General features: G+C 44.3%; 6 protein-coding genes. All 6 read left to right on the forward strand.

The window, feature by feature from the left end; all coding sequences use genetic code 11:
• Positions 1–9 precede the first annotated feature (9 nt).
• From G7Y45_RS05980 to G7Y45_RS06005, 6 genes are read left to right on the forward strand one after another with little or no spacing between them, the layout of a single operon-like run.
• Positions 10–1,578 (forward strand): RagB/SusD family nutrient uptake outer membrane protein, encoded by a 1,569-nt coding sequence (locus G7Y45_RS05980; RefSeq protein WP_005810627.1) that lies wholly within the window; start codon positions 10–12, stop codon positions 1,576–1,578.
• 5 nt (positions 1,579–1,583) lie between these two features.
• Positions 1,584–3,476: a right-handed parallel beta-helix repeat-containing protein gene (locus tag G7Y45_RS05985; protein WP_165016343.1), complete on the forward strand. Its 1,893-nt coding sequence runs from the start codon at positions 1,584–1,586 to the stop codon at positions 3,474–3,476.
• Positions 3,457–6,375 (forward strand): glycoside hydrolase family 2 TIM barrel-domain containing protein, encoded by a 2,919-nt coding sequence (locus tag G7Y45_RS05990; RefSeq protein ID WP_165016341.1) that lies wholly within the window; start codon positions 3,457–3,459, stop codon positions 6,373–6,375. The genes G7Y45_RS05985 and G7Y45_RS05990 overlap by 20 nt, the downstream gene beginning before the upstream one ends.
• A gap of 34 nt (positions 6,376–6,409) precedes the next feature.
• On the forward strand, positions 6,410–8,470 hold the full coding sequence (locus G7Y45_RS05995) for a DUF5054 domain-containing protein (protein ID WP_165016338.1): 2,061 nt from the start codon (positions 6,410–6,412) through the stop codon (positions 8,468–8,470).
• A 7-nt stretch (positions 8,471–8,477) separates the two neighbouring features.
• A complete protein-coding gene (locus G7Y45_RS06000; RefSeq protein WP_165016335.1) occupies positions 8,478–11,261 on the forward strand; it encodes a beta-galactosidase in 2,784 nt (927 codons plus the stop codon).
• 13 nt (positions 11,262–11,274) lie between these two features.
• Complete coding sequence (locus G7Y45_RS06005) at positions 11,275–12,855, forward strand: glycoside hydrolase 43 family protein (RefSeq protein WP_165016332.1); 1,581 nt, start codon at positions 11,275–11,277, stop codon at positions 12,853–12,855.
• The last annotated feature ends 69 nt before the right edge of the window (positions 12,856–12,924 follow it).

Raw genomic sequence — 12,924 nt, forward strand, 5'->3', positions numbered from 1 at the left:
ATAATACGTATGAAAAAGATAATATATAGTTTGTTATTTGCCGCTTTGTTCTCGGCATGTAGTACCGATTTTCTGGATCGGAATCCTTTGGACAAACCCTCAAACGAAGCCTTTTGGAGAACTGAAAAAGATGCCATGGCCGCAGCTACAGGATGTTATAATGGTTGGTTTTCTATGGATGAAGTGATTTATGCCGACTGTGCGTCGGATAATGCTTATAATCCTTTTACTTGGGAAGGCTGGGCGGTACAGGCCGCAGGAACAGCGACCCCTACCGATCCGGGTTATAGTTATATGGGATATGGGAACATGGTTCGCTATAATAATTTCCTGGAGAATATCCACCGCCCCGAAATGAATGAAGATTTACGCAAACGCTTGACAGCCGAAGTACGTTTTCTGCGTGCGTGGGATTATTTTCAGAAAGTGACACATTATGGTGATGTGCCGTTGGTAACTTCCGTACTTGAAATTAAAAATGCCAATTTACCACGTACCGAGAAAGCGAAAGTGGTTGAGTTTATCTTGAATGAACTGAAAGAGATCGCTCCGCAACTTCCCGAATCTTACTCCGGAAGTGATGTCGGACGTATTACTCGTGGCGCAGTTTTGACACTGAAAGCCCGTCTGGAACTGTTCGAACACCAGTATGATGATTGTATGGTTACTTGTAGCGAAGTAATGGGATTGGGCTACGAATTGTTTCCCGATTATAAAGGTTTGTTTAAGATTGCGAATGAAAATAATTCGGAAGTTATTCTGGATATACAATATGTAGAAAGCTTGTATGGTAACTGGGTTTTAGGAGTATTGCCTCCGGCCAGTGTGGGTGGATGGTGTTCTATCAATCCTACTCAATCACTGGTAGATGCTTTTGAGTGTGAAGATGGAAAAACGATCGAAGAGTCTGAGGTATATGATCCGAAAGAACCTTACTTGCACAGAGACCCTCGTTTGGCTGTTACCGTATTAGCTCCGGGAAATCTATACGAAGGAAAACGTTACGACCCAATTGATGTGAAAGATCCGAATGGAGATTATTATGCTCCCTACGGACGTTCTAAAACAGGATATTTGGTTCGTAAATATGTGGACGATTTGTCTGATTATGCGGATATGTGGGATTGTGGCATGAATGCCATTGTCATGCGTTATGCAGAAGTGCTGTTGATGTATGCCGAATGTAAAATAGAGCTGAATCAGATTGATAATTCCGTTTACGATATTTTGGACGACATACGTACCCGTGCTAAAATGCCGGTTGTAGACAGAACCCGATATACCGGTCAGGAGAAGTTGCGCGAATTACTCAGAAGAGAAAGACGTGTGGAACTTGCTATGGAAGGACTTCGGTGGTTCGATATTTGCCGTTGGAAAATCGGTGAACAAGTGTTGAACGGTAAGGTATACGGTTGTTTACTTGGAACGGTCGATCCTGTAACCGGTGCCCTTTCATTGACAAATGAACGGATTTTTGTTGAGAACCGGAAATTTGATCCGGCAAAGCATTATCTGTGGCCTATTCCGCAGACAGTGATCGATGCCACTCCGGCAATTGTACAGAATCCCAATTATTGATTTGGATGGGGAACTTTGAATACTTATATACAAAGAGTGCAATATTATTGTTTGCACTCTTTGTTACTACAGATGTTTACTCGAATTGTGTTGAATCATGCCCGTCGGGTAGGGATATTCATGTGTCTTCTTCGCGTGGTAATGATTCTTATGGAGGAGAGGAAGCCCGGCCTTTAAAGACCATACAGGCTGCTGCCAATATTGCGCGGCCGGGAGATGTCATTACTGTTCATGAGGGGGTCTATCGGGAATGGGTGAATCCCCCCGTTGGAGGGGAAACAGCGGATAAACCTATTATTTATCAGGCTGCCGGAGGAGAGTATGTGGAAATCAAAGGTTCGGAGAGAATTAAAAACTGGAAAAGGCTGAGTAATACTACCTGGAGTGTAGCAATCTCGAATAATATATTCGCTGCGTTCAATCCCTATGCTGATACTTTGAAAGGAGACTGGCTTGAAAAAGGTAAATGGGCACATACCGGAGAAGTTTATTTGAATGATCGGGCGCTTACGGAAGCTCCACGACTGGAAAATGTATTATTAAACAAGACAGATAGTGCCCTGTGGTTTTGTAAAGTTACTAAAGACACAACTTATTTGTGGGCTAATTTCGGTCAGAAAGACCCGAATGAAGAATTGACCGAAATAAATGTTCGGCAAGCTGTGTTCTATCCGGAAAAGCCATTCGTCAATTATATTGTTGTGCGCGGATTTCGCATGAGCCATGCCGCTACTCCATGGGCACCGCCGACTGCTGAACAGATAGGATTGGTGGGTACACATTGGAGTAAGGGGTGGATAATAGAAAATAATACGATAAGCCATTCCAAGTGTGTCGGCATTACACTGGGAAAATATGGAGATGAATGGGATAATAAATCCGAATCTGTTGAAGGCTATATACAAACTACCCAACGGGCACTTGAAAATGGTTGGGATGAAAAGCGGATTGGTAACCATTTGGTGAGGAATAACCATATTTCCTATTGTGGTCAAGCTGGAATAGCCGGAAGTCTTGGAGCTGTTTTTAGTAGAATAGAAACGAATGTCATACATGATATCAGGTTACAGGAAACTTTTTGGGGATACGAATTAGCCGGAATAAAATTGCATGCTGCAGTGGATGTAATGATAAGCGGGAATCATATCTATCGGACAGAAGGAGGAATTTGGCTTGATTGGATGGCACAGGGAACCCGGATAAAAGGTAATCTGTTACATGACAACCAGACACAAGATCTTTCTTTGGAAGTGAATCATGGTCCCATACTGATAGATCATAACTTGTTTTTATCTCCGGAACTGGCGCAGATTAGACTTTCGCAGGGAGTTGCGTTCGTCAATAACTTGATTGCCTGGGAGATTTGGCCTACTGATAGCGTTGATAAGCGTGAGACCCCTTATTTAGAGCCGCATGGTACATCTATTATCGGATTTCATGATTGTCCTTGCGGCGACGTGTCCTATTTCAACAATATTTTCATGCGGACAGATTTGACTCCTTATGATCAGTGTCGTTTGCCAGTGCAAATGAAGGATAACGTGTTTTGGTCAGGGGCTATACCATCCATTCATGAGACTATGTGTGCAGTAGATACCACTCAACATCTGGTTGGGATAAGGAAATGTGAGGATGGCTGGTACTTACAAATAGATGTTCCCGAAAGTTGGGAGAAAGAAAAAAAACGGGTTATTCCTACTGTTGGACAGTTGAGATATGCAATTATTTCAAATCAAGCTTTTGACAAAATGGGCGGACTACCTGTGTCGTTAAAGGAGGACTACTGGGGTAAAAGACGTAAGAGTAAGATAACTTATTGTCCGGGTCCTATTGAGTTTGAAGCGAAAGGATTACAAATGATTAAAGTTTTTTGTGAAGATGAAAAGATTGTATTATAGGATTATTTTTTCTTGTTTAGCTATTCTGTTTCCACTTTCTCTGCTTTATGCGGGGGAAGTGGAGACAAGAATTTCGCTGAACATGAATCTTGGTTGGGCCTTTCACCGCGGGGATATTGTAAATGGTGAATATCCTGATTTGGATGATTCCGGCTGGATAGCCGCTACCCTTCCTCACATTATGCAATTAGAGAAGAAACATTGTGGAGGGGATATTATCTATGATGGAATAGGTTGGTACAGACGCACTTTCAAGGTACCGTCACAATACAAAGATAAAAAGATCAGTATCTCGTTCGAAGGAGTGATGAACGCCTGTGAGGTATTTCTGAACGGGCAAAAAGTATATACTCACCGAGGCGGATATATTGGTTTTGTGGCAGATCTCACTTCCTATCTTAATTGGAATCAAGATAATTTGTTGGCTGTCAGAGTTTCAGCAGAGTATGATCCGCTTACACCTCCCGGTAAGCCACAGGGAGGAATGGATTTTTATTATTACAGTGGTATTTATCGGGATGTGGAAATGATTATTGCCGATCCGCTTCACATCACTCATGCATTAGAAGAGGATGAAGTTGCCGGTGGCGGAGTTTTCGTCACATATCCGATAGTTGAAAAAGAGAGAGCTGTTGCTCATGTAAAAACACATATCAGAAATGAAGGTCAATATCTCCGGAAGGCGCAGCTTCGTACCCGGATGATTGATAAAAACGGTAAAGTGGTAGCTTGCCAACAAGACTCTTTTCGTTTGTTGGCCGGTGAGGCTCTTTATATCGAGCAAGATTTAAAGATAGACAATCCTTTTCTGTGGCATCCATATACTCCCGATCTGTATCAATTAGAAAGTGCGGTTATTGAAAATGATAAAGTGATAGATCATTGCGCTGAGGCAGTTGGTATACGTACGATTGCTTACACCCGTGACGGGGGATTTTTCATAAACGGTGAACCGCTTTATTTGCGTGGAGCAAATCGTCATCAGGCATTTGCCTATATTGGAGATGCCGCTTCCAACTCCATGCAAGAAAGAGATGTGATCGATTTGAAACGCGGGGGCTGTAATGCCGTCAGGGCAGCTCACTATCCACAAGATCCTGCTTTCTTGGCTGCTTGTGATAAATATGGGTTATTGGTTGTGGAATGTATTCCCGGTTGGCAGTATTTTAATAAAGATTCTGTATTTATTTCCCGTCTCTATGAAGTCGGGAAAAAGATGATTCGTCGGGATCGCAATCATCCTTCGGTAATTCTTTGGGAAACAGCTTTGAATGAGAGCCGTTATCCGGCGGAAGTGGCCCGGGAATTACATGCCATTGCACATACCGAATATCCCGGCGACCAAATGTATACTGCCGGTGACTACTTCGGACATACGGACCGGGTTGATTATTTTGATGTATTTTATAAACAGGTATCCCGTTTCCCGAAAGATGGGGATGTGATGAGTAATTATCCGGAAGACCAGATTGCGGTGAAACCACTGTTCTGTCGTGAGTGGGGTGACGGCGTAGGAGAAAAACCTCGTGTGAGTCTAATGGAGAATGAAGAGGAACAATTGAAGCAGTGCCGGGGACGTTTTCAGCAGCTTAACGGACATGGATACTTTGACTGGTGCATGCTTGACGCTAATTCACGGATGGGGGGACATTTTTTGTGGAGTTATAATGATTATGCACGTGGAGCAGAGCAGGAAACTATGTTTTGTGGAATGGTCGATATGAATAGATATCCCAAATTCAGTTATTATATGATGCAGAGTATGCGTGATAAGGATATATCCCAACCCGGATTATATGACGGACCGATGGTATTTATCGCGTCACAGAATACAGCTCCGCGTTATGTCTCATCCGTGAAAGAGATTACCGTATTTTCCAATTGTGACGAAGTCCGCTTGTTTCGTAATCATCAACTGATAGGTAAACAGACGCGCATAGAGCGTACACCGTTTTATCATCCTATTGTGGAGAAGGGGGGAAGTCCCTGTTATGTCTTCGATGCCGGAACCTATGAAGCCGGTGAATTAGTTGCTGAAGGACTGGTAGACGGAAAGGTGGTTGCAACTCACAGTGTGCGTACTCCCGGACAACCCCGGCAGATTGAAATCTGGTTGAAAGAAGATGGAATACAACCCATAGCGGATGGTTCGGATATGATTCCTGTCTATTTTAAGATCTGTGATTCGTATGGAACTCCCGTTAATACTTCAGATGTCAGGATATATATATCCGTATCCGGCGAAGGGAGTCTGATAGGGGATGGTATAGAGCGTATCGGGGTTAATCCTCAGCAAGTAGAGGGTGGAATCGGATACGCACTGATACGGACTACTTGTCGTCCGGGTAAAATTCATGTTTCGGTTTCGGCTGATGGGCTTAAGGGAGATAGCCGGGAGATTACGACCCGAAGATATAACGGAGCGTATGTGCCTGAGGGACAACATGCTTCCTATATCGGAAATGAAGAGGAAGGAGCAGTTGTGAAGGCAACTGCTTGGGAAAATATAATTCGTACAAAAACTCCGTTGAAAATAGTGCGGGTTGAAGCCACTTCGGAACAGAAACGTTATACAGCCGCATGCATTACAGATGGAGACGATTTTTCGTGGTGGATTGCTGACAATGAAACTCAGCCTCAAGTAGTAACGCTTGAACTGGATAAATCCGAGAAAGTGTTTGCAAGCCGTATCCGGTTTCAGAAGGATAGTTCCACTTATACACATAAAGTGGAAACCTCTATCGACGGAAAAAATTGGGAACTTCTGTATGAACGTGAGTGTACGGGGTGGGATTTTAAGCCGGTGCAGATCGGTAAGGAACTAAAATATATGCGTATCACCATTGAGAAAAGTTCGGAAGGAGCAGCCGGACTGGCTGAAGTCACAATCTATAAGTAAATTGATAATTGGAATATAAAAAGAGACTACTACCATGAAAAATTTTTGTTTATATATTCTTTTAGGATGGTTTGCTTCGCTACAATGTTTGTGTGCTGAGAAAGAACCGGTAAAGGATGCGGATATACAAAAGGTGTACGTAATATTCAAGACCCATTTAGATGTAGGATTTACTGATTGGGGCTCTAAAGTGATTGACACCTATACCTATAATTTCATTCCGGCAGTTTTAAATCTGTCAGAAGAAATTACGAAAGATTCGTTGTCACAGATTGATTATCCCTGGACTTGTGGGTCGTGGCTTATCTGGAATTATTTGGAAAGGGCTTCAAATGAAAATGGACAACGAATAAAGGAAGCTATTGGCCGGGGAGACTTTACCTGGCACGCAATGCCTTTCACAATGCAGGTTGAATTGTGTGATAGTGCCATGCTGTCCGCAGCATTGAATATTTCGAAAAAACTGGATCTGCTTTTTGGTCGGAAAACGATTGCTGCAAAAATAACGGATGTACCCGGTGTCACGAGGGGGGCTATTTCTGTCTTAAAGCGGAATGGGATTCAGTTGTTGCATGTAGGGACAAATCCGGGTGCAGCTGTGGCACGATTTCCGGAGATATTTCGCTGGAAGAATGCTAAAGGCGATGCCATTAATGTAATCTATCAATCAGACTATGGCAAACCGGTGCATCTGCCCGGAACAAAAACTGCTGCGGTTTTTTGTTTCACTCATGACAATCATGGACCACATTCCTTGAAAGAGATTAAGCGAATCTATGCCGGCTTAAAGCAAAAATATCCGTCAGCCCGGATCATACCGTCTTCGTTGAATGAAGTAGCTCTTGAATTGAGTAAAGTTGAGAACAGTCTGCCGGTCGTTACTCAAGAGTGGGGAGATACGTGGATATATGGTATTGGCAGTGATCCTATGAAAGTGGCTCAGTTCCGTCAGTTAATGCGTTTACGTAATCAATGGATACAGGATGGTAAGCTAAAGGTTAATAGTGAAATGGATACACAGTTTTGTATTCCTTTGCTGTTAATGGCTGAGCATACATGGGGAGTGGATGTAAAGTGGTATTTGAGGAATTTTGATAAATATCAGTTCGATCTTTACCCTTCCTTTTTGGACAGTGAAGAAGCCCGGTATTCCGAACGCTCCTGGAGTGAAAAGAGAGAATATATTTATCAGGCTATATCCAAACTCACTCCGGCCTTGCAATACGAAGCGATGCAAGCTCTCATGAAACTGGTTCCGGTGAAAAATCAAGATACTGATTTCCGTTCCTACCGTTCAAAAGCAAAGATAAATACCCCATTTTTTCGGTTTGCTTTCAATCAGGAGAATGGTACACTATGCTATCTGGAAGATAAACAAAAGGGCATTGTTTGGGTAGATGATACGCAGGGCTGGGGGGACTTTGCCTATCAACGTTATTCCGGAGCCGATTTTGCACATTTTATTGATAGGTATTGTCCAAAGAATCCGGAAGGATGGATGTTGGCGGATTATGGAAAACCCGGGCTCGATAAACTGTCTGTTACCCATGGGATATGGAGTTATAAGGCATCGGATATCCGGATAAAAAAGGAGGTCGGACAGACCACTGTCCGGATTCGCCAGCAATTGAATGAACCTGTTTATGGTGCACCGGAGTATGTTGAAATAATATATGTATTCCCGTATGACTCACCTGATATCAAGGTGGAGATCAATTGGTTTGATAAACCGAAGAATCGTGTTCCGGAAGCTGTTTGGTTTTCGTTCTTTCCAAAAGCCTGTGATTCGAAAGTTTATGTTGATAAGATGGGAGAGCGTGTCGATGTGGAAGATGTTGTTTATAACGGAGCGAGGCAGATACACGGAGTGACGGGAGACGTTCTTTTTTCCAGTGGAAAGGGAAAATTGAGTCTTGAGTCTTTGGATGCTCCTTTGGTGGCGTTTAATAATCGTGATTTATTGTCATTCGACAATAAGGTTGCAGACCCCGATGCCGGTATCCATTTCTGTTTATTGAATACTCTATGGGGGACGAATTATCCGCAATGGTTTGGAGATAATATGAAATATCGTTTTAAACTTAAATTTTATTGAAAATCAGATGAAACAACCGTCTAAGAATTGGTTATTATGTGTCCTGTTGGGGATGATAGTGTGTTCCTCAGCAACGGCTCAGAAGTTGCCCGAGAAACAGTTTTTCCATCCCGACCGGGTGAGATACGACAAAGATTGCTTTACAATCGAAGGGAAAGATATTTTTATACTCAGTGCTGCATTCCACTATTTTCGTTGTCCGCAGGAGTTGTGGCGTGACCGTTTCAGGAAGATCAAAGAAGCAGGGTTTAATACAGTGGAAACTTATGTGCCCTGGAATTGGCACGAACGGAATATGCCTAAGAATGTAGATGATTATTCACAATTCGACTTTGATGATCTGAAAGCATGGCTGCGTATGGCACACGAGGAGTTCGGATTTTATACCATTGTCCGTCCTGGCCCTTTTATCTGTGCCGAATGGGCGGGAGGGGCATATCCCCGTTGGTTGGCTAAATATTGCCCGGACAGTTATGACACCAGTTTCTGGCTCCGGAGCAACCATCCCGAACATATGAAATGGTCTGAACACTGGTACAATGCTGTTTGCCGGGTATTTTGTGATGAACAGCTTACACATAAGAAACCCGGAGAGAAAGGAATCATTATGGTGCAACTTGAAAATGAATATATCTATTTTGATATGGAATCTGAGAAGAAAGAAGAATTTCTGCGTGTACTGTCAGATGCTTGTATCCGGAATGGTATCGATGTTCCCCTTTTCACTTGCGTAACTCCCGAAGTTCGCGGCTCGCACGATCCGGTGATCAGTCAGTTATTCGATATGGATAATCAATATGTATGGTGGAATATGCATGAAGCCAAGTCACGTATTGAAAATCTGAAGGCAGAACAGCCCAATGCTCCTGCTTTTGTGTGTGAGTTGCAGGGAGGGTGGTTCTCTACGGTTGGCGGACGCTTGAGCGAAGATAGCTATCTGGACGGACGGCATGCCCGGGGAATGGCATTGATGGCAATGGCAGGAGGTTCTACCGGGTTGAATTACTATATGTTTTTCGGTGGGACACATTTTGACGGCTGGGGAGCACGACGTATGACTACCACTTACGATTATGGAGCTCCTTTGAAAGAAACCGGAGGCGTTGGAGAGAAATATGCTGCTGTGAAAGGAATCGGTGAGGTGGTCGGTAAATTTGGAAGCCGGCTTGTCAGAAGCAAGTCTGTACCGTTTGAGATGAAAGGAAATGATAATCTGACGATGGGGGTACGCCGGGCTACGGACGGAACTTTATTTATTTTCTTACTGAACCGTGATAAAAAGCAAGAATTCCGTCAGATAGTCAGCTTGACTATAGAAGGAAAGCCGATGCGGATAGATTGTCGGTTGGGGGCGCTTGACAGTAAGTTACTGGTACTTTCTCCCGGAGGCACTTCGACCGAATGGTATCCCCGTGAACAAGTATTGCCGGCACGTCCGGTTGCACTTCCCGCCGCCATATCAGTAACGAAAGTATGGCGAAAAGACGAAGATTTTCGTGGCGACTGGAAGCCTTTGCGCAAAGGTGTATCGCTTCCCGAATTGGGTGTGAACGATTGCCGTTATTCTATGTATCGCAGCCGGGTGAACCTCACTCAAAAGGAAGTAGATCTTTACGGTTCGTTGGTGTTCGAACTTTTCACTGGTGACCCGGTTTACGTGCAAGTGAACGGAAAGTTTGCCGAGCGGGTGTCGAGAGACGAATTGGATAACACCTTTATCGTTTCAGGATTGTTGCATAAAGGAATGAACGAAGTGGTTGCTATCTACGAAAACCGGGGACATGCTCATGGTTACCGTCCGATGGAAGAGTTGAGCGGACTCCGGCAAGCCGGTTTCGGTCGTAAACAGACGGGAATTTTGCCGGTAGAGGAATGGGAAGTAAGAACCATTGATAAAGAGGAACCGCTGTCTGCCTTGCTTGCCGAAGAAACGGGCTGGGAAAGAATACGGCTCGATCAACGGACTATTGACGATCTGGCCACTTTGCAGATAGCCGGACTTGAAAAACCGGAATGGCCTGCTGCCTGGATTTTGCAGGAGAAGGCCGGACGTGCAGTTTATCGTACACACCTTAGGTGGACACCGGAGATGATTCGGGAAGGAATGACTGTTCTGGAATTTGGCTGTATCGATGATGCCGGAACTTTGTGGGTGAATGGTAAGGAAGTGGGTACGCACGAAGAATGGGATAAGCCTTATGTAGTGAATGTTGCTCCATTCGTCAAACCTGGCGACAATGAGATAGCTATTGTGGTGAGTAACCAGAGTGGGGCAGGAGGTCTCCTTAAAGCTGTCCGCCTGAAACAGGAATTCGAAGTGATTAAAAAAATAAACTGGGAGGTCTCTGCCGATCTGGGAGGAATCTGTCAGGGCTGGAACAGAGAGCCGGATAGTACGGAGGGCTGGTCGGTAGCAGAGCTTCCTGCAGATTATCCTTTAGTTCGTAAAGGAAGGATTACAGAAACTCTTGAAGCCGGTGTCGGACGGGATGCATTGCTTACCTGGTATCGTCTTGAGTTTGATATGCCCCGGAATGATCCTTCTGTCCGGATACCTTGGAAGTTGATAGTAAATGCTATGGGTACCGGTTATATGTGGCTGAACGGACATAACATCGGACGCTATTGGGAGGAGGGTCCGCAACGGGAGTTCTATCTTCCGGAATGCTGGCTACGTCCCGGTGAAAAGAATGTGATAGTGTTGGGATTGCGCCAATCTGAAAATAAAGGTGCCCGTTTGTTTGGGGCAGAAGTGGCTCCTTATGTTGAAGATGCTGAATGTATCCAATAAAAAAAGTACAAAGATGAAAAGAGTTTTTTATATTATGATCGCATTGGTGCTGCCTTTTTGCAGTGTCGGTGCACAAACTTCGGTGTGGAACCCGGATAATGGAAACGGGACATTTACAAATCCTATAATGTGGGGAGACTGGCCTGATCCCGATGTCATTCGAGTAGGGGATGATTTTTATTTTGTTTCTACCAGTATGCACTATGTTCCCGGTTGCCCTATTGCTACCTCAAAGGATCTTGTAAACTGGGAGATGGCCGGATATGCGGTAGAGCGTTATGATGAGCATCCCTGCTATGATTTAAAAGGGGGTGACCGTTATCTTCGGGGATCGTGGGCGGCTACCATTCGTCATCACAATGGTAAGTTTTATGTGGGCTTCTGCACCCCTTCATGGGAGGGGGAAGGTCCCGGACACTTCTCAATCTGTATTGCCGATGATGTGAAAGGTCCTTGGGAGCGTACAATCTTTCCTGAATATCTGTACGATCCCGGATTACTGTTTGATGATGACGGAAAAGTTTATGTCGTCCACGGACAGGGTACGCTTTATGTCACGGAGCTGAATGCGGATGCCAAATCTGTGAAAGGAGAAAAAGTGAAAATCTGGGAAAAGAGGTTCAAGAACGCTCACGAGTTTGGAGGAGGATATGGTATGGAAGGTGCACACGTCTATAAGATAAACGGGAAGTATTATATCACTTGCCCGGCAGGCGGAACCGAAGGCTGGCAGATTTGTTTGCGTTCCGACAATATCTATGGTCCTTACGAACATAAATTAATTATGAATGATTGTAGCTCTTATCCTCCCAACGGTTTACATCAGGGAGGGATGGTACAGCTTAAGAATGGTGATTGGTGGTTTATCATTATGCAGGACAGGGGGCCCATCGGACGTGTTCCCCATCTGGTTCCTGTAGAGTGGGTAGACGGATGGCCCATGTTGGGGCGAAATGGTAAAGATGCCATTACGTATCCGAAACCGGAAGTAGGTAAAGCATATCCGTTTGCTTCTCCTGCTACAACGGACGAATTTAATACTCCCGTACTTGGGCTGCAATGGCAGTGGAATCATAATCCGGACAATACCCGATGGTCCTTGAAGGAACGGAAAGGCTACATGAGGCTGAAAGCTTCATATGCCGACTCATTGAAAACAGCTCGTAATACATTGACACAGCGTGTGCAGGGGCCTTCGTCCGAGGCAATGGTCGAAATCGACGTGTCCGGACTAAAGGATGGAAATGTGGCAGGATTTGGAATTTTCGAGTTTCCTTATGCCTATGTCGGTGTGGAACAGTCGGAGGGTATAAAAAGAATCGTGATGTGTAATGACGGTAAGAATATTGAGGTCATCGACAACTTTACGGGAAATAAATTGTGGGTACGTGCCCGTGTGATGGATGTGAACTTCCGTGCTACTTTCTATTATAGCCTTGATGGGAAAACATTCATTCCGATAGGTAATGATCTTAATATGGGGCTTGGGCTGGTCTGGACAGCCAATCGCTTTGCTTTATTTAATTTTACCAGAGATAAAGCCGGTGAAGACGGATATGCCGACTTTAACTGGTTCCGTTTTACCAATAAATAAGAATCAATTATTGGGTTGAGAATAGAGATATAAAAGGAGGTGTATCGAAACTCGTATTCACCACAGGTT

This window comes from Bacteroides sp. ZJ-18 (assembly GCF_011038705.2).
In the GTDB taxonomy this organism is placed as follows: Bacteria; Bacteroidota; Bacteroidia; order Bacteroidales; family Bacteroidaceae; genus Bacteroides; species Bacteroides hominis.

Bases quoted from the DNA above. Each gene is read 5' to 3' on its own strand.
- G7Y45_RS05995 (WP_165016338.1), top strand. From the start codon at position 6,410: ATGAAAAATTTTTGTTTATATATTCTTTTAGGATGGTTTGCTTCGCTA.
- G7Y45_RS06005 (WP_165016332.1), top strand. From the start codon at position 11,275: ATGAAAAGAGTTTTTTATATTATGATCGCATTGGTGCTGCCTTTTTGC.
- G7Y45_RS05985 (WP_165016343.1), top strand. From the start codon at position 1,584: ATGGGGAACTTTGAATACTTATATACAAAGAGTGCAATATTATTGTTT.
- G7Y45_RS05990 (WP_165016341.1), top strand. From the start codon at position 3,457: ATGAAAAGATTGTATTATAGGATTATTTTTTCTTGTTTAGCTATTCTG.
- G7Y45_RS05980 (WP_005810627.1), top strand. From the start codon at position 10: ATGAAAAAGATAATATATAGTTTGTTATTTGCCGCTTTGTTCTCGGCA.
- G7Y45_RS06000 (WP_165016335.1), top strand. From the start codon at position 8,478: ATGAAACAACCGTCTAAGAATTGGTTATTATGTGTCCTGTTGGGGATG.